The 21,425-nt window shown below is 69.7% G+C and carries 20 protein-coding genes; 11 read left to right on the top strand and 9 right to left on the bottom strand.

What is annotated here, in order from left to right; genetic code table 11:
* Positions 1–75 precede the first annotated feature (75 nt).
* On the top strand, positions 76–2,079 hold the full coding sequence (locus tag AB0K21_RS35930; RefSeq protein WP_364156256.1) for a CRTAC1 family protein: 2,004 nt from the start codon (positions 76–78) through the stop codon (positions 2,077–2,079).
* 113 nt (positions 2,080–2,192) lie between these two features.
* Positions 2,193–3,161, top strand: coding sequence for an enediyne biosynthesis protein UnbU (locus AB0K21_RS35925; protein WP_343973207.1), 969 nt, complete (start codon positions 2,193–2,195; stop codon positions 3,159–3,161).
* Here AB0K21_RS35925 and AB0K21_RS35920 read toward each other — a convergent pair.
* The gene (locus AB0K21_RS35920) at positions 3,068–3,715 is read right to left on the bottom strand and encodes a class I SAM-dependent methyltransferase (protein WP_343973210.1); all 648 of its coding nucleotides are present in this window, start codon (positions 3,713–3,715) and stop codon (positions 3,068–3,070) included. The two genes, AB0K21_RS35925 and AB0K21_RS35920, sit on opposite strands and share 94 nt — an antisense overlap.
* 77 nt (positions 3,716–3,792) lie before the next feature.
* Here AB0K21_RS35920 and AB0K21_RS35915 point away from each other — a divergent pair, with 77 nt between their 5' ends.
* The 3 genes from AB0K21_RS35915 to AB0K21_RS35905 are packed head-to-tail and all read left to right on the top strand — an operon-like array spanning position 3,793 to position 5,557.
* Entirely contained in the window at positions 3,793–4,257 is a 465-nt protein-coding gene (locus tag AB0K21_RS35915) for a pyridoxamine 5'-phosphate oxidase family protein (protein WP_364156251.1), read from the top strand.
* Positions 4,258–4,266: 9 nt separating this feature from the next.
* Positions 4,267–4,461 carry a ferredoxin gene (locus tag AB0K21_RS35910; protein WP_030913934.1) on the top strand — a complete coding sequence of 65 codons (195 nt, stop codon included), beginning with the start codon at positions 4,267–4,269 and terminating at the stop codon, positions 4,459–4,461.
* 10 nt (positions 4,462–4,471) lie between these two features.
* Positions 4,472–5,557: a Zn-dependent alcohol dehydrogenase gene (locus AB0K21_RS35905; RefSeq protein WP_343973215.1), complete on the top strand. Its 1,086-nt coding sequence runs from the start codon at positions 4,472–4,474 to the stop codon at positions 5,555–5,557.
* Positions 5,558–5,662: 105 nt separating this feature from the next.
* Here AB0K21_RS35905 and AB0K21_RS35900 read toward each other — a convergent pair whose 3' ends face one another.
* The 6 genes from AB0K21_RS35900 to AB0K21_RS35875 form a co-directional block, all read right to left on the bottom strand.
* The gene (locus AB0K21_RS35900) at positions 5,663–6,670 is read right to left on the bottom strand and encodes a sugar phosphate isomerase/epimerase family protein (protein WP_343973218.1); all 1,008 of its coding nucleotides are present in this window, start codon (positions 6,668–6,670) and stop codon (positions 5,663–5,665) included.
* A 64-nt stretch (positions 6,671–6,734) separates the two neighbouring features.
* Positions 6,735–7,982 carry a Gfo/Idh/MocA family oxidoreductase gene (locus AB0K21_RS35895; protein ID WP_364156246.1) on the bottom strand — a complete coding sequence of 416 codons (1,248 nt, stop codon included), beginning with the start codon at positions 7,980–7,982 and terminating at the stop codon, positions 6,735–6,737.
* Positions 7,982–9,046 (bottom strand): ABC transporter substrate-binding protein, encoded by a 1,065-nt coding sequence (locus AB0K21_RS35890; RefSeq protein WP_364156243.1) that lies wholly within the window; start codon positions 9,044–9,046, stop codon positions 7,982–7,984. Before AB0K21_RS35890 ends, AB0K21_RS35895 begins: the two co-directional genes overlap by 1 nt.
* Before the next feature lie 205 nt (positions 9,047–9,251).
* Positions 9,252–10,259, bottom strand: a complete 1,008-nt coding sequence (locus tag AB0K21_RS35885) for an ABC transporter permease (RefSeq protein WP_343973227.1) — start codon at positions 10,257–10,259, stop codon at positions 9,252–9,254.
* A 100-nt stretch (positions 10,260–10,359) separates the two neighbouring features.
* Positions 10,360–11,868, bottom strand: a complete 1,509-nt coding sequence (locus tag AB0K21_RS35880; protein WP_343973230.1) for a sugar ABC transporter ATP-binding protein — start codon at positions 11,866–11,868, stop codon at positions 10,360–10,362.
* 345 nt (positions 11,869–12,213) lie between these two features.
* A complete protein-coding gene (locus AB0K21_RS35875; RefSeq protein WP_343973233.1) occupies positions 12,214–13,110 on the bottom strand; it encodes an SDR family oxidoreductase in 897 nt (298 codons plus the stop codon).
* 298 nt (positions 13,111–13,408) lie between these two features.
* Here AB0K21_RS35875 and AB0K21_RS35870 point away from each other — a divergent pair, with 298 nt between their 5' ends.
* On the top strand, positions 13,409–14,467 hold the full coding sequence (locus AB0K21_RS35870) for a dihydrodipicolinate reductase (RefSeq protein WP_343973236.1): 1,059 nt from the start codon (positions 13,409–13,411) through the stop codon (positions 14,465–14,467).
* A 261-nt stretch (positions 14,468–14,728) separates the two neighbouring features.
* On the opposite strand, the gene AB0K21_RS35865 is transcribed toward AB0K21_RS35870, so the two are convergent.
* Together AB0K21_RS35865 and AB0K21_RS35860 are read right to left on the bottom strand one after the other, a co-directional pair.
* Positions 14,729–15,235, bottom strand: a complete 507-nt coding sequence (locus tag AB0K21_RS35865; RefSeq protein WP_343973239.1) for a flavin reductase family protein — start codon at positions 15,233–15,235, stop codon at positions 14,729–14,731.
* Between the two features lie 119 nt (positions 15,236–15,354).
* Positions 15,355–15,876, bottom strand: a complete 522-nt coding sequence (locus tag AB0K21_RS35860) for an NADPH-dependent FMN reductase (RefSeq protein ID WP_343973242.1) — start codon at positions 15,874–15,876, stop codon at positions 15,355–15,357.
* Positions 15,877–16,057: 181 nt separating this feature from the next.
* Between AB0K21_RS35860 and AB0K21_RS35855 the strand changes: the two genes are divergently transcribed.
* The 5 genes from AB0K21_RS35855 to AB0K21_RS35835 all read left to right on the top strand — a co-directional run bounded on the left by AB0K21_RS35855 (position 16,058) and on the right by AB0K21_RS35835 (position 21,278).
* On the top strand, positions 16,058–16,951 hold the full coding sequence (locus AB0K21_RS35855; protein WP_364156236.1) for a glutathione S-transferase C-terminal domain-containing protein: 894 nt from the start codon (positions 16,058–16,060) through the stop codon (positions 16,949–16,951).
* Positions 16,952–17,155: 204 nt separating this feature from the next.
* Positions 17,156–19,705: a glycoside hydrolase family 9 protein gene (locus AB0K21_RS35850; RefSeq protein WP_343973248.1), complete on the top strand. Its 2,550-nt coding sequence runs from the start codon at positions 17,156–17,158 to the stop codon at positions 19,703–19,705.
* Between the two features lie 105 nt (positions 19,706–19,810).
* A complete protein-coding gene (locus AB0K21_RS35845; RefSeq protein ID WP_343973251.1) occupies positions 19,811–20,197 on the top strand; it encodes a type II toxin-antitoxin system RelE/ParE family toxin in 387 nt (128 codons plus the stop codon).
* A gap of 7 nt (positions 20,198–20,204) precedes the next feature.
* Positions 20,205–20,483 carry a helix-turn-helix domain-containing protein gene (locus tag AB0K21_RS35840; RefSeq protein WP_364156232.1) on the top strand — a complete coding sequence of 93 codons (279 nt, stop codon included), beginning with the start codon at positions 20,205–20,207 and terminating at the stop codon, positions 20,481–20,483.
* A gap of 129 nt (positions 20,484–20,612) precedes the next feature.
* Positions 20,613–21,278 carry a phenylalanine--tRNA ligase beta subunit-related protein gene (locus AB0K21_RS35835; protein WP_343973257.1) on the top strand — a complete coding sequence of 222 codons (666 nt, stop codon included), beginning with the start codon at positions 20,613–20,615 and terminating at the stop codon, positions 21,276–21,278.
* Positions 21,279–21,425: the final 147 nt, after the last annotated feature.

Here is a 21,425-nt window from a genome sequence, read left to right as displayed (position 1 = left end):
AAGAGGGGACGCGGACGATGCCGGACCGGTCGCGGCCGGGATCGTCACCTGCGGCTCGAAGGGGCGGTGAGAGCGATGTCAGGGGTTCGCAGGTACGCGGCGGGAGCCCTCGCCCTGATCGCCGCCGCCGCCGGGTGGCGGCTGACCGGCCTGCCGGACACCTCGGTCGCGGAGACGTCGGCCGACTTCTCCTTCCACGCGAGGCCGCTCGGGCCGCCCCCGGGACCCGGTGACCGTACCCTGCGGCCGGTCGCGGCGGGATACGCCGGTCTCCAGGGCTGGGTGTCGTCGCTGGGCGCCGGGGTGGCGCTGTTCGACGTGGACAACGAGGTCGTCGCCGACGACCTGTGCCTGGTCGATCCCCGCCATGACACGGTGACCGTCAGGCGGGCACCGGGGACGCCCCGGGGTTACCGGCCGTTCACGCTGGTCCCCCCGGATCGCAGGCGGTACGAGGCGCCGACCGGGTGCCTGCCCGCCGACCTCGACCAGGACGGCTGGCAGGATCTGGTCGTCTACTACTGGGGCCGCTCCCCCTCGCTCTTCCTGCGCGTGCCCGGGGTACCCCCTTCCGGAACCGCCTTCCGCCACCGCGCGCTGACCACCGAGCCGGAGATCTGGAACACCAGCGCCGCCACGACCGGTGACTTCGACGGGGACGGCCGCCTCGACCTGGTCTTCGGCGACTACTTCCCCGACGGCGTCCGGGTGCTCGGCGACGGCGCCTCCACCGACGGTGCCTCCAAAGACGGTGCCTCCAAAGACGGTGACCCCAACGACGCTGACCCCGGCAGCGCGGTGATGCCCGACTCGCTGTCCGCCGCCGCCAACGGCGGCGGCGCCCGGCTCTACCTGGCGAGCGGACCGGCACGGTTCACCGAGGCCGAGGGGGTGTTCGACGAGGTCGGGAACGGAGGCTGGACGCTGGCGCTGGGCACCCAGGACCTGGACGGCGACGGGCGGCCCGAGCTGTACCTGGCCTGCGACTTCGGCCCCGACCGGCTGCTGGTCAACGAGTCGGTGCCCGGCCGGATCCGGTTCACCGAGGCCAGAGGCACCAGGCACCTGACGACTCCCGCCTCCAGGGTCGTCGGCCGCGACTCGTTCAAGGGGATGGGCGTCGGCTTCACCGACCTCAACGCCGACGGCAGGCCGGACATCCTGGTGAGCAACCTCACCGAGGACCACGCGCTGCACCAGGGCAACTTCGCCTTCGTGTCCCGGCCCGGCGACCTGCACGGCGGTCACGCGCCCTACGAAGACCTCGGTGAGGAACTGGGGCTGAGCCGCAGTGGCTGGTCCTGGGACGTCAAGGCCGCCGACTTCGACAACGACGGCGACGACGAGATCATGCACGCGACCGGGTTCGTCAGGGGTGAGGTCGACCGGTGGGCGCAACTGCAGGAGGCCGCGTCGGCGAACGACCTGTTCCTCTCCCGTCCCGCGCTCTGGCCGAGCATCCGGGCCGGAGACGACCTGTCGGGCCGCGACACCAACACCTTCTTCACCAGGGGTCAGGACGGCCGCTACGCGGACGTGGCCCGGCGGGCCGGGGTCGGCGGCGACAGCGACGGCACGGTCAGCCGGGCCTTCGCGGTGGGCGACGTCGACGACGACGGGCGACTGGACTTCGCGGTCGCCAACCAGTGGTCGGAGTCGGTGCTCTACGGCAACCACGGCCCGACGGCACCGTTCGTGGGCCTGCGGCTCCGTCTGCCGGCGGGCCCCTGCCGCCCATCCGCCGCGCCACGCTCCGGACCGGAGCGGTCCCGAGCGGCACGCCTGGAGTGGACACGCCCCGGGCCGACCCGGCCCGCCATCGGGGCCGTCGCCACGGTGCGCCTGCCCGGCGGGGGCATGCGCAGCAGGCAGCTCTACCCCGCCAACGGGCACAACGGCTTCTCCGCGCCCGAGCTGCTGTTCGGTCTGGGCGACCACCTGCCGGACTCCCCCGTCCCCGTCGAGATCTCCTGGAGGGACGCCTGCGGCGGCGCCCGTACCGCGTCGGTGTCCGTGGAGCCCGGCTGGCACCGGATCCTGCTGGCCGACGGCCGGGCCTCGGAGGTCCGCCGTCCGTGAGCGCCGCCCCACCCCCCGAGACAGCGAAACCCCGGACAGCGAAACCGCGGGTCTCCGGTCCGAGCCTAGGCAGGGCGCTCCGCCGGTCGGCGTGGTCCCTCACCCTGCTCACCGTGCTCGGGCACACCGTGCTCGGCTTCGAGCAGTCCTGCCTGGCGCCGGTGGTCGGCGCGCTCACCGGCGTGGCCACCGAGTTCGCGCTGGAGACCGTGGAGGCGTGGGCGTGGCGGCGCCCGGCCCGCTATCTCGGGGTGCCCCGCGACCGGGTCGCCGACTTCTTCCTGCCCTCCTACATCCGCGGCCTGCTCTGCGCGATGCTGCTGTACGGCAACGGGCGTCTGATGCCGATCGTGCTCGCCGTCCTGATCGGCGTCGGCAGCACGTACCTCTTCCGCGTGCGGGCGCCGGAGCCGGCGCGCACGGCCGATGGGGCGGGAACGACGAGACCGGCGAGGCGCACCGGCGGGGACGCGCCCGGCGTCGCGTTCCTGAATCCGGTGGCCTTCGGGATCGTCGCCGTGCTGCTGCTGTTCCCGTGGGTCGGCCTCGCCCCCGCCTACCAGTTCACCGCGTGGGTCTCGGGTCCTCTCGACCTGATCGTGCCGCTGGCCGTACTGGCAGGGGGCGTGCTGGCGAACGCCGGACCCGCCGGCAGGCTGCCGCTGGTCCTGGGCTGGGCGGGCGGGTTCGCCCTACAGGCGTGTCTCAGGGGCGGCCTGGGCGACGTGTCGGCGGTCGGCGCCCTGCTGCCGATGACCGGGACCGTCTTCGCCCTCTACACCGGCTACGTGATCACCGATCCGGGCACGTCCCCGGTCAGGGCGCGCGACCAGGTCGGGTTCGGCCTGGCCACGGCGGCGGTCTACGGGCTGCTTGTCCAGTTCCACGTCGTCTTCGGGCTGTTCCTCGCCCCTGTGATCGTCTGCGCGGGCCGGGAGCTGAAACGGCTCCGCCGCCCGCCCGGCACCGGGCGCCCCGCACGGGGAGGTCAGCCGATGCCGGGGCCGATCCGTTCGAGCACCCGCAGCGAACCCTCCTGCCGGACCTCCCTGAACGCGCCGGAGGCAAGCGCCCGCTGGTAGACGCGGTACGGCGCCTGCCCGCCCGTGGCCGGGTCCGGGTAGACGTCGTGGAAGACCAGGGCGCCGCCCTGCATGACGTGCGGCGCCCACCCCTCGTAGTCCTTGGTCACCGGGAGCTCGGAGTGGCCGCCGTCGATGAAGAGCATCGCCAGCGGGGTGTTCCACAGCCCGGCGACGCGCTCGGACCTGCCGACGATCGCGATGACCTCCTCCTCCAGACCCGCGGAGGCGATGGTGGTGCGGAAGGTGGGCAGCGAGTCCATCTTGCCGAAGCGGGGGTCCATCAAGGTGGGGTCGTGGTGAGCCCACCCGGGCTGGATCTCCTCGGAGCCCCGGTGGTGGTCCACCGTGAAGACCACGGACCCGGCCTGCCGGGCCCCCGCGCCGAGGTAGACCGCCGACTTCCCGCAGTAGCTGCCGATCTCGCAGATCGGGCCGCGCGGGCCGTACTCGACGGCGGTCTCGAACAGCGCGAATCCCTCCTCGTGCGGCATGAAGCCCTTGGCGTGCTGGGCGGCGTACAGCAGGTCGGCGGGCATGGTGGCGTTGCTCATCCCAGCAGACTACCCATACCGAACAACATTCCGATTGGCCCTTGCCCGACCTTGTGGAACGTGTTCTACTTTGCACCGTGAACCAGCGCGCCCGCATCGTGATGTCCGACGACGAGGTGACGGCTTTCGTCGGTGAGTCGCGGAAGCTGCAGCTCGGCACCATCAATCCGGACGGCACCCCACACATGGTGACCATGTTCTACGGGTTGACCGAGGGCAAGATCTCCTTCTGGACCTACGGCAAGGCCCAGAAGACACTCAACATCCAGCGCGACGCCAGGGTGAGCTGCCTGATCGAGGCCGGGGAGGAATACTCCGACCTGCGCGGCGTACTGGTGTACGGGGAGGCTCGGAGGATCGACGACCCCGAGGGCATCCTCGACGTCGGCATGAACGTGGCCAGACGGATGGCCGGGATGCCCGACGCGGAGGAGTCGCTCACCGAATACGTGGCCTACACCGGCCGCAAAAGGGTCGCCTTTGTGGTCGAGCCCACTCGTGTGATCTCTTGGGATCACCGTAAGCTCGCCATTCCCGGCTAGGAGGCCCGCATGAAAATCAAAGTCGACTATCTGGTCTGCGAGGCCAATGCGATCTGCATGGGACTCGCCCCGGAGGTCTTCGAACTCGACGACGACGACCAGCTGCACCTGCTGCTGCCTGAGCCGCCGCCGGAGATGATGGACCGCGTCCGGCACGCCGTGCGGTCCTGTCCCAAAGCCGCACTCTCCGTTGAGGAGAACTAGGAGGTCCCCCATGCGTGGTGCGCTTCTGCATGCCGTCGGCGACGACAAGCTCGACATCCGCGATGACTTCACCCTCGCCCCGATGGGCCCGACGGACGTCCGCGTCAAGGTCAGGGCCACCGGCGTCTGCCACTCCGACCTGTCGGTGATCAGCGGCGTGCTGCCCATGCCACTGCCGGTCATCCCCGGCCACGAGGGCGCCGGAGAGGTCGTCGAGGTCGGCGACCACGTGACCACGGTGCAGCCAGGCGACCACGTCATCATCAACTGGACCCCGGCCTGCGGCACCTGCGCGAACTGTCTGGTGCACCAGCCGTTCCTGTGCATGACCTACGTGATGGACAGCTTCGTCAACGCCCGCTTCCGCTACGGCGGCGACACCCCGGCGTTCGGCATGGCCGGGTGCGGCACCTGGTCCGAGGAGATCGTCGTGCCCTGGCAGGGCGCGATCAAGGTCGACCCCGAGGTGCCCTTCGAGGCGGCGGCCCTGATCGGCTGCGGGATCACCACCGGCGTCGGCGCGGCGCTCAACACGGCCAAGGTGAAGGCCGGCTCGACGGTCGCCGTGGTCGGCGCCGGCGGCATCGGCCTCTCGGTGATCCAGGGTGCCCGCATCTCCGGCGCCACCACGATCCTGGCGATCGACCCGCTGGAGTCCAAGCACGCCCTCGCCAAGAAGGTCGGCGCGACCCACGCCATCACCCCCGACCAGCTGATGGACGCGCTCGGCACGCTCACCGGCGGTGCCGGGTTCGACTACGGCTTCGAGGCCGTCGGCAAGTCCGCCGCCATCATGACGGCCTGGCAGGCGACCCGCCGGGGTGGCGACATGATCGTGGTGGGCGCGGGCGCGATGGACGACAACGTCCCGCTGAGCGCCTTCAGCCTGCTGTTCGAGGGCAAGAACATCCTCAGCTCGCTGTACGGCGGCTCGGACGTCCGGCGCGACTTCCCGTTCTTCGCGGGACTCTACAAGGCCGGCAAGCTCGACCTGGAGAGCATGATCAGCTCCCGCATCAAGCTGGCCGACCTCAACGACGCCGTGGCGGCGCTCAGGGGCGGCGAGGTGCTGCGCCAGATCGTCGTCATGGACTGAGCGCCGAACCCGCGCACCGGGCCACCGGGCCGCCCACCTGAGCAGGGCGGACCGGTGACCCGGCCGGGTCACCGGCATGCCTCCGGCACATCGGCCCCGCGTGTCTCAGTCGGAGGAGAAGGCCGCGTCGAAGGCGGCCGAGGGCGGGGTGATGGCGTTGAACCCGCGGATCACGGCCAGCGCGTCGGGGGCGCCGTCCAGGCGGTCCATGCCCGCGTCCTCCCACTCGATGGAGATCGGCCCGGTGTAACCGATCGCGTTCAGCGCGCGGAAACAGTCCTCCCACGGCACGTCGCCCCGGCCGGTGGAGACGAAGTCCCAGCCCCGGCGCAGATCGCCCCAGGGCAGGTGCGAGGCCAACCGGCCGCGGCGGCCGTCACCGGTGCGGACCTTGGCGTCCTTGCAGTCGACGTGGTAGATCCGGTCGGCGAAGTCCAGGATGAAGCCGACCGGGTCGATCTCCTGCCACACCATGTGCGAGGGGTCCCAGTTCAGCCCGAACGCGGGCCGGTGCCCGACGGCCTCCAGGGTCCGTACCGTGCTGTGGTAGTCATAGGCGATCTCGCTCGGATGCACCTCGTGGGCGAAACGCACCCCGACCTCGTCGAAGACGTCCAGGATCGGGTTCCACCTGGCGGCGAAATCGGCGTAGCCGGCCTCGATCATCGCGGACGGCACCGGCGGGAACATCGCCACGGTGTGCCAGATGGACGATCCGGTGAAGCCGACCACGGTGTCCACACCGAGCCTGGCCGCCGCCCGAGCCGTGTCCTTCATCTCCTCGGCCGCGCGTCGGCGCACCCCCTCGGGTTCACCGTCGCCCCAGATCCGCGCGGGCAGGATGCCCTTGTGCCGCTCGTCGATGGGACTGTCACACACGGCCTGGCCGAGCAGGTGGTTGGAGATGGTCCACACCTTGAGGTTGTGCCTGGCCAGCACTTCCAGTTTGCGCTCGACGTAGGAGTCGTCGGACAAGGCCTTGTCGACCTCGAAGTGATCGCCCCAGCAGGCGATCTCCAGCCCGTCGTATCCCCAGCCCGAGGCCAGCCGGCAGACCTCCTCGAAGGGCAGATCGGCCCACTGGCCGGTGAACAAGGTGATCGGCCTGCTCATACGTCCTCCACGGTTGATGGACCTGTTCTCTCCTGGCCGACGGTGTGGCGCACCGCCGGCCCGCTCACGTCTGCCGTACCGCTGTCAGCCGGCTCTGGTCGGCGGCGCTGCGCTCGACCGCGGCCAGCACGCGCTGGACCCGCAACCCGTCGTCGAACGACGGGGACGGCGCGGCGCCGGAGGCGATCGCCTGTACGAAGTCCTTCACCTCGTGGGTGAAGGTGTGCTCGTAGCCAAGGCCGTGACCCGGTGGCCACCACGCTCCCGCGTACGGGTGTCCCGGCTCGGTGACCAGCACCCGGCGGAACCCCGCCTCCTCGGCGGGCAGGGCGTGGTCGTGAAACCAGAGCTCGTTCATGGCCTCGAAGTCGAACGCCACGCTGGCGGCCGAGCCGTTGATCTCGATGCGCAGCGCGTTCTTACGCCCGGTGGCGAACCGGGTGGCCTCGAACGAGGCCAGCGCGCCACCGCTGAACCTGCCGATGAACAGCGCCGCGTCATCGACGTCCACCTCCCCCGTCTCGGCACCGCCGGCGCCGGCCGACAGCCCGGCGGAGGTCTCGGCCAGCGGGCGCCGGGTGATGAAGGTCTCGGTCAGCGCCGAGACCTGCGTCAGGTGCTGACCGGTGATGAACTGCGCGGTGTCGATGATGTGCGCGCCGATGTCGCCCAGCGCCCCGGACCCGGCGAGTTCCCTTCGCAGCCGCCACACCAGCGGGAAGTCCGGATCGACGATCCAGTCCTGCAGGTACTGCGCCCGCACGTGCCGGATCTCGCCCAGCCTCCCCTCTGCCACCCAGCGGGCGGCGAGCGCGATCGCGGGCACCCGCCGGTAGTTGAACGCCACCATCGCGTGGACCCCGCGGGCCGCGGCCGCCCGTGCCGCGTCCGCCATCGCCTCGGCCTCGGCGACCGTGTTGGCCAGCGGTTTCTCGCACAGCACGTGCTTGCCGGCCTCCAGCGCGGCGATCGCGATCCGCGCGTGCGAATCACCGGGGGTGCAGATGTCGACCACGTCGACGTCCTCACGGGCGATCAGCTCGCGCCAGTCGGTCTCGACCGCCGCCCAGCCCATCTGCTCGGCCGCCCGTGCCGTGCCCTCGGCCGAGCGGCCGCACAGCGCCGCCATCACCGGCCGGACCGGCAGGTCGAAGAACGCCGGCGCGCTACGCCAGGCCTGGGAGTGCACCCGGCCCATGAACGCGTAGCCGACCATGCCGATGCCCAGCCTCGGGCGTTCCCCTCCCGCCGTTCCCGGCGCCGGCCCCGGTGTCGGCGTCGATCCGGGCGTGGCCTCGTCCGTCTGAGCCATCAGGACTCGAATCCCAGCGGCAGGTAGGCGTCCACGTTCTCCTTGGTGATCGTCTCCGAGGCCAGGGTGATCGACTGGGGTACCTGGTTCTCCACCAGATCGCTCATCCCCTTGCCCTGGGCGATCAGGCGGGCCAGCTTGATCGCCGAGGAGGCCATCGTGGGACTGTAGGTCACCGTCGCCTCCAGCACCCCCGTACCCGCCTTGATGTCGCGCATCGCGTTGGCCGACCCGGCGCCACCGACCATGAAGAACTCGCTGCGCCCGGCCTCCTTGATCGCGGCCAGCACGCCGATGCCCTGGTCGTCGTCGTGGTTCCAGATCGCGTCGATCTTCTTGTGCGCCTGCATCAGGTTCGCCGCGACCTTGGTCCCCGACTCCACGGTGAACTGCGCGTCCTGCTTGGCCGTCACCGCGAACCCGTACGTCTTCAGCGCGTCCTCGAACCCCTTGCTGCGGTCCTGGGTCAGCGGCAGCGTCGCGATGCCCTGGATCTCCAGGATCACCGGGTCGGCCACCCCCTTGTCCTTGAGCTTCTTGCCGATGTAGTGGCCGGCCGCGACGCCCATGCCGTAGTTGTCGCCGCCGATCCAGGTGCGGTACGACAGCTTGTCGGGGAAGACCCGGTCCAGGTTGATCACCGGGATGCCCGCGTCCGAGGCCTGGCGGGCGATCTGGTTGAGCTGCTGGCCGTCGTTCGGCAGGATCACCAGGGCGGCGACCTTCGCCGCGATCAGCGACTCCACCGCGGAGATCTGCGCGTTGATGTCATTGGTCGGCTCGACCGGCTTGAACTCGATGTCGGCGTACTGCTTGGCCGTGGCCTCGGCGTTCTTGGCGATCGCGGCGATCCAGCCGTGATCGGCCGCGGGTGCCGAGAAGCCGATGACCACCTTGTCGCCGGGCGCGTCGTTACCGCCGGTCGCGGCCGCCGGCGCCGGCGCCGAGCTCGCCGCGCCGGCCGGTGCGGCCACCTCGTTGCCGGTGCACGCGGTCACCAGCGCACCCGCGCCGATGACCGCACCGCCGAGCAGGAAACCCCTGCGAGCGACGTTCTCTGTCATGATCCTGCTCCTTCTTGGGGGGGAACTGGGAGGTGGAGGCGTGGCGCGCCCCGCGGACCCCTGACCGGTCCGCGGGACGCGGGTTCAGGCTCTGTCCGGCGGATCCTGCCGCGGCGAGGACCGGCCGGCCGGTCTCTCCCGAGGCTGCGGAAACGTGGTGAGACGCCTCCTGGCCTCGGGATACGGAAGATCCACCGGACCGGGCTCAGGTTCGTGAGGTGAGGGCGCGCCGCTGGAGCAGCACCGCCACCACGATGATCAGGCCCTTGGCCACCAACTGGTCGCTGGTGTTGAGCCCGTTGAGAATGAACAGGTTCGTGATCACAGTGAAGATCAGCAGACCCAGGATCGATCCGATGATCGACCCGCGCCCCCCGGTCAGCAGCGTGCCGCCGATGATGACCGCCGCGATCGCGTCCAGCTCGTACAGATCTCCGTGCGTGGAGGAACCCGTCGTGGTCCTGGCCATGATCAGAACCGCCGCGATCCCGCAGCACAGCCCCGACAGCGCGTACAGCAACACCGTGTGGCGGCGCACGTCGATGCCCGCCAGCCTGGCCGCCTCGGGGTTGCCGCCCACCGCGTAGGTGCGCCGGCCGAACGTGGTGCGGTTCAGCACCACCCATCCGGCCAGTACCACCAGCGCGAAGATGTAGACCAGCAGCGGGATGCCCAACACCCGGGTCGTCGACAGCTCCACGATCATCTCGTTGCCCTGCTGCACCAGCTGGGTGCGCCGGTCGGACATCCGCTGGGCCAGTCCCCTGGCGGCCACCAGCATCGCCAGCGTCGCGATGAAGGGCACCATCCGCCCGTAGGAGATCAGCAGCCCGTTGACCAGGCCCGCCCCGGTACCGACCAGCACCGCGCACACGATCATCACGAGCGGGCCGTAGGACTGGGTGGCCAGCGTGGTCGCCCACACCGACGCCAGCGCCATCACCGCGCCCACCGACAGGTCGATGCCCCCACCGATGATCACGAAGGTCATGCCGACCGTGATCACTCCGATGGTCGCGGCCAGCGACAGGATGCTCACCAGGTTGGAGGTGGTCGCGAAGGTGTCGGGCACCGTGACCAGGCCCACCACCGCCAGCAGTACCAGCGCGACCACCAGCCCGAGGTGGCGCATCTCCCCGAGACGGGTCAGTGGGCTCGCCACGGCGGGTTCACGGACCGGCGCCTCGACGCGCTCGTCCGCGGGCGACTTCACCGGAGCCCCGCCGGGGTGTTCTCGAAGCGACGAGAGATGACGTTCATGAGGACCTGCCGGTTCCTTTCACCAGTCCCGGTGCTCCCGGTCGACAGGGATGTCACAGGGCACTTCCTTCCATGATCATGTCGAGGACGGCGTGTTCGTCCAGCTCACCGGCGCCGGCCTCGCGGATGACCCGGCCCTCCCGCAGGACCAGCACCCGATCGGCCAGCCCCAGCACCTCGGGCACCTCGCTGGAGACCAGCAACACCCCGATCCCCTCATCGGCCAGCCGCCGCACCAGCGCGTACAGCTCCGCCCGAGCCCCCACGTCCACCCCCCGGGTAGGCTCGTCCAGCAGCAGCAGCTTGCGGTCGTTGAGCAGCCACCGCGCCAGCACCGCCTTCTGCTGGTTGCCACCGGAAAGCGTCTTGACCGGCCGCTCGGGATCGGCCGGCCGGATGTCCAGGGCCCGCACCATCTCCCGCGCGTCCGCGGCCTCGCGGCGGCGGTCCATCCATCCCAGCCGCGAGTAGCGGCCCAGGCTGGCCAGGCTGATGTTGCGCGACACGCTCTGGTCCAGCAGCAGGGCCTGCGCCTTGCGCTCCTCCGGGGCCAGCCCCATCCCCAGCCGGACCGTGCCCGTCGTACCGCCCCCGCGCACCGGCCGCCCCTCCAGGAGCACCTGCCCCGAGAACCTCCGCGCCCCGTACACCGCCTCGATGATCTCCGAGCGGCCCGAGCCGACCAGTCCGGCCAGCCCCACGATCTCCCCCGCCCGCACCGAGAACGACACGTCGGCGAAGACGCCGGGCACGGTGAGCCTCTCGACCCGCAGCACCTCGGCCCCCGCGACGCGTTCCGCGCGGCGCGGCGGGAAGACGTACTCGACCTCGCGGCCGGTCATCAACGCCACCACCCGCGAGGTCGGAGTCTGCTTGGCCGGCAGCCCCACCGCGACCGTGCGACCGTCCTTGAGCACCGTCACCCGATCCCCGATCTCGCGGATCTCCTCCAGCCGGTGCGAGATGTAGACCACCGCGACCCCCTGGGCGGTCAGCTCCCGGATGATCCGGAACAGGTTGCCCACCTCGTCATGGGCCAGCGCCGCCGACGGCTCGTCCATGATGATCAACCGGGTGTCGTGTGACAGCGCCCGCGCCATGCTCACCACCTGCTTGGCCGCCGGCGACAGCCGTCCCACCTCCGTCGACGGGTGGATCTCACCGTGCCCCAGCCGGGCCAGCAGCTCCCGCGTCGCCCGCGCCGCCCTCCCCCGTCCGACGAACCCCAGCCGGGCCGGCTCGTGTCCGAGGAAGACGTTCTCCGCCACACTCAGCCCGTCCACCAGATCGAGCTCCTGGTAGATCGTGGAGATGCCGAGCCTGATCGCGGCGATCGGGCTCGACAGCCGCACGTCCGCGCCGTTCAACGTGATGGTGCCCTCGTCGGGCTGGTGAGCGCCCGCCAGGGTCTTGATCAGAGTGGACTTCCCGGCGCCGTTCTGGCCGAGCAGGCAGTGCACCTCACCGGGCAGCACCTCCAGGTCGACGCCGTCCAGGGCACGCACACCGGGGAACTGCTTGACGATCCCCCGCATGCGCAGCAGGGGGGTGGCTTCGGACATGGGGCCTCACTGGTTCGTCGTCGGGCCGAGAGGACGTGATCGCCGCAGGCCCCACCCGCTCCGCCGGGTGCGGCTCGACGAGCCTGTCGGGTTCCGCACGTGAGCGCGTCTCGCACGCGGCGACCGTGGTGACCCGACTCACAGCACCTCCTCGCCCGGAGTGGGATGTGCAGAAGCTAACCCTCTTCGGCTGGATTTGTGAAGAGCTTTTAACTAACAGTCCGTCGACTTTTGCAGAAATCAGCAAAAGTCCCGGCCCCGCCCCCGGCGCGGACAGCAGAAGGGGCGCCCCCGGCGTGGGAGCGCCCCTTGAGCCTCAGGACCGCCGGAACGCGGCCCGCGGTGTCAGAGCATGGCCTTCATGGAGGCGCTCGCCTGCTGGCCGAGAGTGGTCGGGGTCAGGTACGGCTGCTCGGCGAGGATCGCCTGCCAGTTGTCGCGGATGTCCTCCACCGTGTGGTCGTCCTGCCGCCAGCCGGGCCCCTCGGCCACGAACACCCGGGCGATCCGGCCGCCGCCGACGCTGAAGACCTCGCCGCTGGTCTCACAGGCCTCGTGCGCCAGGAAGGTCACCAGGGTGCTGACCCGCTCCGCGGTGAACTTGGCCTCGAACTCGGCGGGGAGGAGTTCCTCGGTCATCCGGGTCCAGGCGACCGGCGCGATCGCGTTGGCCTTGATCCCGGCCCTGGCCCCCTCGATACCGAGCGTCTTGGTGAGGCCGACCAGGCCCATCTTGGCCGTGGAGTAGTTGGCCTGGCCGAAGTTGCCGAACAGCCCGGCGGGCGAGGAGGTGTTGACGATCCGGCCGTACCCCTGCTCCTTGAGGTACGGGAACGCCTCCCGGCTGACCAGGAACGAACCGCGGACGTGGACGGCGAGAACCTGGTCGAACTCCTCGACGCTCATCTTGCCGAAGGACTTGTCCCGCAGGATGCCGGCGTTGTTGACGACGATGTCCAGCCGCCCGAAGGCGTCGATCGCGGTCTGGACGATCGCCTTGGCCCCCTCGGGGGTCGCGACGTTGTCGGTGCTGGCGGCCGCCTCGCCACCGTTCTTCCTGATCAGCTCGACCACCTCGGCGGCGGGTCCGGTGGAGGCCCCGGTGCCGTCCAGCGCCCCGCCCAGGTCATTGACGACCACCTTGGCACCGCGCTCGGCGAGCGACAGCGCGTGCGAACGGCCGAGACCGTGTCCGGCGCCGGTGATGACCGCGACCCTGCCGTCAAACCGCAGCTCTGACATCCGCAACCCTCCTACGAGAACATAATTCTAGTCCTCCGAACAATAGCTTGCTCGCCCCCGGCGATGCCATCACGGGCGCCCCGGACCTCCGGCGACGCCCCCGGAAGCGGCCGACCACCTTTCGGATAAAGGCCCCAAAATCCCCAGGGCGGTAACCAAAAAATAGGAGATCATTGCGCATAGTAAGCGAGCGTGTTAATTTCTGCTAAAGTTTCTGCCCCATACGGGCGAGGGTCAATGATGACACCCCTCATTTCCCAACAGGGCCCCGCCCAACAATTCGGGCTGGAGGCCCCATATGTCCTTATCGCCGCCCCTGCGCGTGATCCAATGGGCCACCGGCGCAGTCGGCAGATACTCCCTGCGCAGCCTCATCACCCGGCCGGAGTTCGAACTGGTCGGGGTGCTGGTCTACGACCCGGACAAGGTGGGACGGGACGCGGGGCTCCTCGTGGGACTTCCCGAGGCCGGTGTCCTCTGCACCGACGACGTCGAGGAGATCCTCGCCCTGGAGGCCGACTGCGTGCTGCACATGCCGCTGCCGACCTTCTACTTCGGCGGGGGCCATCCGAACGACGTGGAGACCATCTGCGCGCTGCTCGCCAGCGGCAAGAACGTCATCACCACCACCGGGTTCGTCTACCCCAAGTGCTATGGCCCGACGGTGGTGGCCCGCCTGGAGGCCGCCTGCCGGGCGGGAGGAACGTCCCTGCACGGCACGGGCGTCAATCCCGGTTTCATGAGCGACATGCTGCCGCTCACGCTGACCGGCCTGTCCAGCAGGGTCGACCACATCTACGTCCGGGAGTCGTCCGACTTCCGGGGTCACCCCTCCCGGCAGATCGTGGTGGACCTGTTCGGCTTCACCCGCTCGGCCAAGGACTACACCGCCGGAGTGCGTCCCTTCCGCGCCTTCCAGCGCTCGCTGTTCGCCGAGAGCGTCCAGTTCGTCGCCGACAACCTCGGCGTGACCCTCGACGAGGTCGAGGAGAGCGACGAGTTCGAACTCGCCTCAGAGGAGTTCGAGATCGCCGCGGGGCTGGTCAGGGCGGGCACCGTGTGCGCCTCTCGCTGGATGTTCAGCGGGCTGGTCCGCGGCCGCCCCCTGATGACCGTGGAATGCGTCTACAAGGCCGACGCCACCCGGGTGGCACGCTGGGCCGACCCAGGCTTCAGCGTCCACATCGAGGGCATGCCCCAGCTGATGCTCACCGTCAGCGAGATCTCCCACGGGCTGGCCGGCGCCGCCGCCCATGCCGTGAACTCCGTGGCCGCCCTCTGCGCCGCCCCACCGGGCATCCGTACCGCCCTGGACCTCCCCCTGACCACCGGCCGGGGCACCGTCCGCCTCGCCTGAGGAAGCACCGCCGGGCATCGCGCGGGCGAGCCCCGCGGCAGGCCGGCCGTACCGCGACCGGGACACCCGCCGCCGCCGATTAGAGCTATCCGGTATTTAACACTTTTGCCGAAATAAGCGGATTCTCCGCCCAGTCGGCGCGTCGGTCACCCGCGCCGCGTTCCCTCATCCGGAAATCGGCCATCGAATTCACCGGGACACCGAAGGTCAGAGCTCATGGAACATCCCCTTACCCGACCAAACGGAAATTCCCCTCAACAATCAGGAGTGCGGGGTGAAACGCCCGAAACGACCCTGGTGGTACAGGAGCGGGCGACCGCCGGGTTCGAGGCTCGTCTCGGTGACGAGTCCGACGACCAGGATGTGATCACCGATGTCGACGGTTGAGTGGGGGGCACAGACCAGGTGGGCCGAGACACCGTCCAGCAGCGGGACGCCCAGGTGCCCCGGCACCCAGGAGGTGGGTGCGGCGAAGCGGTCGACGCCCTTCCTCGCGAAGCGCGCGGCCAGCTCGGCCTGATCGCTGGCCAGCACGTTCACCGCGAAGTGATCGGCCTGCCGGAGCCAGGGCCAGGTGCTCGACGACTGGTCCACGTAGAAGGAGACCAGCGGGGGCGTAAGACTGACGGATGAGAACGAGGTGGCCGTGAGACCGACCGGTACGCCCTCGAACTGCGCCGTGACGACGACGACCCCGGCCGCGTGAACGGCCAGCGCCTGCCGGAACCGCTCCGCGTCGACCGCTCGGCCGGACAGGGTCTCGGTCATGACACCTCTCCCAGGGACGGGTGGGGTACCGCCAAGATGCTCCACTTGGTCACTTTTCCCCCTCCGAGGAATAAAAGACACTTCTCAGAACCCATTAATGCCGCCTTCTCTTCCCGGCGTCACGCGGGAGCCCGCTGCCCGAGTGCCGCCGCCACCTGCGGGGCGACCCGGTCGACCCAGGGGCCGAGGACCGCGTCGAGGTCGGCGAGCTGCGATTCCAGCAGCGCGAGGCCCGGCGTGGGAACGACGGCGCCCAGCTCCACCAGCAGCGGCCGGAGGTGGACCTCCACCGCCAGAGAGTGCTTGGCGTCCCCCATCACCAGCAGCGGAAGCGCGACGGCCGAGGCGAGGGCGCCACCCGGCAGCCGGTCGAGGAACGCCTTGAGCAGGCCGGTGTAGGTGGCCTTGTAGGTCGGGCTGGCCACCACCAGCACATCGGCACCCGCGACCAGTTCCAACGCGGCCCTCACCTCCGGCGCCGTCTCCGGGGCGAACAGCAGCGGAGCCAGGACCGCCAGATCGACGACCTCGGGAGCCTCCCGAACCCCGATCCGCCGGGCCACGGCCTCCGCCGCCGAGTTGGCCGCTCCGTGAGTACGCGACCCGGGTCGCGGGTTTCCCAGCACGGTCACGATGCTCATGAGGCCACCGATGCTTTCTGGTCGAAACGGGTCAGATAGCAGCTCATACCGGACAAGTTACGCACCCCTCCGGGCTAAGTCAATATTTCCTACTTGTTTTGCATGAAATCCTTGGAGGGCCCGGCTCCCCCGACCCTCTCAACCGAACCATGTTCTATTCGAGATCCCGTACCGTCATACCATGAAGCTGGAAAAGGAGATCTCCGGCGACGGCCGCTTCGTCAGGCAGCAGAACCGGTTCACGACGCGGATCGAGGCGGGCGGCGAGCATCCGCCGGAGCCCGGCCGCTACCAGATCTACGCCTCCTACGCCTGCCCGTGGGCGCACCGCTCGCTCATCGTCCGCGAGCTGCTGGGCCTGCGGGAGGTGGTCGGGGTGACGATCGTCGATCCGATCAGGGACGAGAAGGGCTGGCGGATGCCCGGCGGCGATCCGGTGACGGGGGTGGAGTACCTCTCCGAGCTCTACCTGGCGACCGATCCCGGCTACCAGGGCCGCTACACGGTGCCCTGTGTCTGGGACATCGCCGCCGAGCGCCTGGTCACCAACGACTACCCGCAGATCACCCTCACCCTGGAGACGGCCTTCGCGCCGTGGCACGCCGAGGGCGCACCCGACCTCTACCCCGAGGAACTGCGCGAGGAGATCGACGCGCTGAACGAAGTGATCTTCCACGGCCTCAACAACGGTGTCTACCGGGCCGGGTTCGCCCGCTCCCAGGAGGCGTACGACGAGGCGGTCGCCGGCGTGTTCGCCACGCTCGACCTGCTGGAGGAGCGCCTGACCGGCCGGCGCCACCTGCACGGCGACGCGCTCACCGAGAGCGACGTGCGGCTCTACCCCACGCTCGCCAGGTTCGACGCGGTCTACAACTCGCACTTCAAGTGCTCGGTGCGACGGCTCGTCGACTACCCGGCCCTGTGGGCCTACGCCCGCGAGCTGTACGCCGTTCCCGCGTTCCGCGACACGACCGACTTCGACCAGATCAAACGGCATTACTTCGTGACGCAGACGAACGTCAACCCGAGCGGGATCGTGCCCCGGGGGCCGGAGATCGACTGGACCGCTCCCTGACGCGGTCCCCCGGAAGCCCTGAAAGTTTCATCGGGCAAATCGGTCATTCACCCGGTCAGCGGGCGGCCCCGGAGGGGGGACGATTGACTGCGGGCGAAACGCGCTGGAAACATCGGCACATCCTCGCGGTGGGAGCGCTCCCACAGGGACGCTCCCACCCGGCGCTCCCACCGCGAGGCGCATCCCCTGCGTAAAGGACCCCCCGTGATCAGACCACCTGCCTGGCTCGCTCTCGCCACGGCCGCCGCCCTGGTGACCCTGACCCCACTGCCCGCCGCCGCGGACGGTCCCGAACAGATCGTCAACGGCACCTTCGACACCGGCACCGCCCCCTGGTGGAGCACCGGCAACACCGCGCTGGAGATCGAGGCCGGACGGCTCTGCGCGGACATCCCCGGTGGCACCGTCAACCCGTGGGACGTCATCGTCGGCCAGAACGACATCCCCCTGGTCAAGGACGAGACGTACGAGTTCTCCTTCTTCGGCGTCGCGACGCCCGGCCGCGTCGCCAGGGCCCTCGTCCAGCTCCCGGTCGACCCCTACACCCAGTACCTGTCGGCCAACCCCGAGCTGAGCGTGTCGGGCAACGACTACCGCTACACCTTCACCTCACCGGTGGACCTGCCAGGCGCGCAGGTGGCGTTCCAACTCGGGGGCAGCGCCACCCCGTGGAGGTTCTGCGTGGACGACGTCTCCCTGAAAGGCGGAGCCGAACCCGACGTCTACCGGCCGGACACCGGGCCCCGGGTCCGGGTGAACATGGTCGGCTACCTGCCCACCGGGCCGAAGAGGGCCACGCTCGTCACCGAGGAGACGGAGCCGGTGGGCTGGAGGCTCCGGCGCGGCGGGCAGCTCGTCGCCCAGGGCGACACCGTCCCGCGCGGCGTCGACGGAAGCTCCGGCCAGAACACGCACTCGATCGACTTCGGCACGGCCCCCGGCACCGGCATCGCCCCCGGCACCGGCTACACGCTGGAGGCCGACGGCGAGACCAGCCGCCCGTTCGACATCGGCGCCGACGTCTACGACGAGCTCAGGAATGACGCGCTGAAGTTCTACTACACCCAGCGCAGCGGCATCCCGATCCTCGACACCCTCCGCCCCGGCTACGGCAGGCCCGCCGGGCACGCGGGCGTGGCCCCCAACCAGGGCGACGTCGAGGTGCCCTGCCAGCCGGGCGTCTGCGACTACACGCTGAACGTCAAGGGTGGCTGGTACGACGCGGGCGACCACGGCAAGTACGTCGTCAACGGCGGCATCTCCGTCCACCAGCTGATGTCCGCCTTCGAGCGCGCCAAGGCCGACGGCATCCACTCCGACGGCGACCTCGACATCCCCGAGAGCGGGAACGGGGTCCCCGACATCCTCGACGAGGCCCGCTGGGAGCAGGAGTTCCTGCTCAGCATGCAGGTCCCGGACGGCAGGCCACACGCGGGGATGGCCCACCACAAGATCCACGACGCCGCGTGGACGGGCCTGCCGCTCCTGCCCCACCTCGACGCGCAGCGGCGCGAGCTGCACCCGGTCTCCACCGCCGCCACCCTCAACCTGGCCGCCACCGCGGCCCAGGCGGCGCGGCTCTTCGCCCCGTACGACGCCGCGTTCGCCGCGCGCAACCTCGCCGCCGCCAGGAAGGCCTGGGCCGCGGCCAAGGCCGACCCCGCGCGGTACGCCGACGCCTCCGACGGGGTGGGCGGCGGCGCCTACGACGACAACAACGTGACCGACGAGTTCTACTGGGCCGCCGCCGAGCTCTATCTCACCACCGCCGAGAAGGAGTTCAGGGACTACGTGCTCGCCTCGCCGCACCACACCGGCGACATCTGGCGCGAGCGCGGCTTCGACTGGGGCAGCACCGCCCAGCTCGGCCGCCTGCAGCTGGCCGCGGTGCCCAACGCGCTCCCCGACCGGGCACGGGTGCGCCAATCGGTGCTGGAGGGCGCCGACGGTTATCTCGCCGCCCAGCGGGCCCACCCCTACGGCGTCCCGTACAACCCGTCGACCTACGACTGGGGCTCCAACAGCCTGGTGCTCAACAACATGGTCGTGATGGCCGTCGCCCACGACCTCAGCGGCGAGGCGAAGTATCGCGACGGGGTGCTGGAGGGGCTGGACTACCTCTTCGGGCGCAACGCCCTCAACCAGTCGTACGTGACCGGCTACGGCGAGGTCGCCGCCAAGAACCAGCACAGCCGCTGGTACGCCCGTCAGCTCGACCCGTCCCTGCCCAACCCGCCGCGCGGCACCCTGGCCGGCGGCCCGAACTCCAGCATTCAGGACCCGGTGGCCCAGGCCAAGCTCAGGGGTTGCGCGCCCCAGTTCTGCTACATCGACGACATCGAGTCGTGGTCCACCAACGAGCTGACCATCAACTGGAACTCCCCGCTCGCCTGGATCGCCTCCTACCTGGACACCCCCGCCGCCGCCGGTGAGTGCAAGGTGACCTACACCAACCACGGCCAGTGGCCCGAGGGGTTCAACACCCAGGTCACCGTCACCAACACCGGCAGGAAGGCCATCGACGGCTGGACCCTGAAGTGGTCCTTCCTCGGCGGCCAGACCGTCCGGCGGCACTGGAGCGCCGACATCTCCCAGGACGGCGCGACCGTGACCGCCAGGAACCTCAGCTGGAACAAGACCATCAGGCCCGGTGACTCGGTCACCTTCGGCTTCATCGGCGCCGACGCCCCCGGCCCCAACCCCAAGCCGGAACGCCTCCTCCTCAACGGCACCCTCTGCGGGCGACCGGCGTAACCAGGCACCTGTCACCGGCGGGGTCTACCCCATATGCCCCTAGTCGGGCGTCCGCATCGATGCCCTGTGGTTATCAACCCCGACGTATCACGGATTATATAATCGATGACATATAGTCTCACGGCCGTGAGGCTATATGTCATCGAGATCGAGCCCGAGATCCGATCTTGGCTTGAGTCACTCTCCGAGCGCGACTATGTCAAGGTCGAGGCCTTGGCCGACCTCCTCTCAGAACAGGCTGAGACGCTGGACGAGCCATACTCCAAGCACCTTGGCGGCAAAGTGCGTGAGCTACGCCTCTCACTCACGCGCCGGCAGGTCAGGATCACCTACTGGCTCGCCCCGCGACGGCGAATCGTCCTTCTCACCGTCTTCACCAAGACACGCCGCAGGGAGACCGGTCAGGTTGAACGCGCTCGTCGAGCACAGGTCGAATGTGAGAATCTTCATGTGGTCGCTTCAGAGGTCTACGACCGCGTCTGGAAGGACTGATTGGGGTATGGCTCACAGCACGTGGAAACGGACCGGCGCCGAGCGCCGGGCCGATGCCTACCAGGAAGCCCGTGAGGCTTTGCTGCTGGGGCAACAGGTCTACAACCGCCGAATGGAGCTCGGCCTCTCGCAGGCGGAGCTGGCCGAGCGTGCCGGCATGACGCAACCGCAGGTGTCCCGCCTGGAAACCGGGGGGGTCACCCCGACGTTGACACTGCTCCGACGTCTGGCGAGAGCGCTGGACGCCGAGTTGAGCGTCACGTTCAGACCTCACGCGACCGCCTGACGCGGCCACGGTCGACCCGCGGAGGCCACCGATTCGGGGTCCAGGTGTGCACAGTTTTCGAAACCCCGACGTCTATCGAATATCTCGCCCCTCCAAAGTGCGGGACTGTGAGCGGCCTAAGCTGGGGGAGTGATCGAGGACATCTGGGTGGACCCCGCCGTCAGCGCGCTCAGGCCGGACTTCGCGGTGCTGGTGATAGGGGTGTACGGGCTGCGCAACGGGCCGACGGACGACAGGTCGAGGGCCTGGCTGGCGGAGGCCGCCGAGAAGGCGGTGGCGGCCGACGACGCGAGGGTCGAGGCGTGGCGGGAAACGTACCGGGCATTCGGCGCCAAGCCCCAGCGGACCCGACCCTCGGTGGACGCCCTGGTCAGGCGGATGCCGCCGCCGGAGATCAACCGGGTGGTCGACGCCTACAACGCGATCAGCATCAGGCACGGCCTGCCGATCGGCGGAGAGGACCTGACCCGCTACGAGGGGACGGCGAGGCTGGTGCGCGCGGCCGGTGACGAGCCGTTCGAGGTCGTCGAGAGAGGCGAGCCGGCGATCGACCACCCGGAGATCGGCGAGGTCGTCTGGCGGGACGACAGGGGAGTCACCTGCCGCCGGTGGAACTGGCGGCAGTGCGTCCGCACCCGGATCACCGAGGAGACGACGGACGCGCTGTTCCTGCTGGAGCGACTCGCACCCCTGTCCATCGAGGAGTTGCGGACCGCCGGAGACGAACTGGTCGGCCTGCTCGAAGATGTTACCCCGGAGATACGGACAGAATTCCGACTGGTCGGATTTGACTGACAAAGCTCCCCGAATCCAGCTGACCAGCGACTCAGCGGGCGAAACGGCTACCCAGGAGGTGACCGTTTTAAACGAGTCTGAGAGGATCGACAAGGAAGCTGCGGCCAGAGTGGCGCAGGTCCGGGCCGAGGCGAGTAGCCTTGGACA

The organism is Streptosporangium sp. NPDC049248 (assembly GCF_040678965.1).
Lineage (GTDB): Bacteria > Actinomycetota > Actinomycetes > Streptosporangiales > Streptosporangiaceae > Streptosporangium > Streptosporangium fukuiense.
The sequence above is the reverse complement of the archived record's forward strand: the minus strand, read 5'-3'. Positions and strand labels throughout refer to the sequence as shown.

Coding starts and splice junctions, on each gene's coding strand:
- AB0K21_RS35930 (WP_364156256.1), top strand. CDS start 76: ATGTCAGGGGTTCGCAGGTACGCGGCGGGAGCCCTCGCCCTGATCGCC.
- AB0K21_RS35920 (WP_343973210.1), bottom strand. CDS start 3,715: ATGAGCAACGCCACCATGCCCGCCGACCTGCTGTACGCCGCCCAGCAC.
- AB0K21_RS35910 (WP_030913934.1), top strand. CDS start 4,267: ATGAAAATCAAAGTCGACTATCTGGTCTGCGAGGCCAATGCGATCTGC.
- AB0K21_RS35905 (WP_343973215.1), top strand. CDS start 4,472: ATGCGTGGTGCGCTTCTGCATGCCGTCGGCGACGACAAGCTCGACATC.
- AB0K21_RS35900 (WP_343973218.1), bottom strand. CDS start 6,670: ATGAGCAGGCCGATCACCTTGTTCACCGGCCAGTGGGCCGATCTGCCC.
- AB0K21_RS35895 (WP_364156246.1), bottom strand. CDS start 7,982: ATGGCTCAGACGGACGAGGCCACGCCCGGATCGACGCCGACACCGGGG.
- AB0K21_RS35890 (WP_364156243.1), bottom strand. CDS start 9,046: ATGACAGAGAACGTCGCTCGCAGGGGTTTCCTGCTCGGCGGTGCGGTC.
- AB0K21_RS35880 (WP_343973230.1), bottom strand. CDS start 11,868: ATGTCCGAAGCCACCCCCCTGCTGCGCATGCGGGGGATCGTCAAGCAG.
- AB0K21_RS35875 (WP_343973233.1), bottom strand. CDS start 13,110: ATGTCAGAGCTGCGGTTTGACGGCAGGGTCGCGGTCATCACCGGCGCC.
- AB0K21_RS35870 (WP_343973236.1), top strand. CDS start 13,409: ATGTCCTTATCGCCGCCCCTGCGCGTGATCCAATGGGCCACCGGCGCA.
- AB0K21_RS35865 (WP_343973239.1), bottom strand. CDS start 15,235: ATGACCGAGACCCTGTCCGGCCGAGCGGTCGACGCGGAGCGGTTCCGG.
- AB0K21_RS35860 (WP_343973242.1), bottom strand. CDS start 15,876: ATGAGCATCGTGACCGTGCTGGGAAACCCGCGACCCGGGTCGCGTACT.
- AB0K21_RS35855 (WP_364156236.1), top strand. CDS start 16,058: ATGAAGCTGGAAAAGGAGATCTCCGGCGACGGCCGCTTCGTCAGGCAG.
- AB0K21_RS35845 (WP_343973251.1), top strand. CDS start 19,811: ATGACATATAGTCTCACGGCCGTGAGGCTATATGTCATCGAGATCGAG.
- AB0K21_RS35840 (WP_364156232.1), top strand. CDS start 20,205: ATGGCTCACAGCACGTGGAAACGGACCGGCGCCGAGCGCCGGGCCGAT.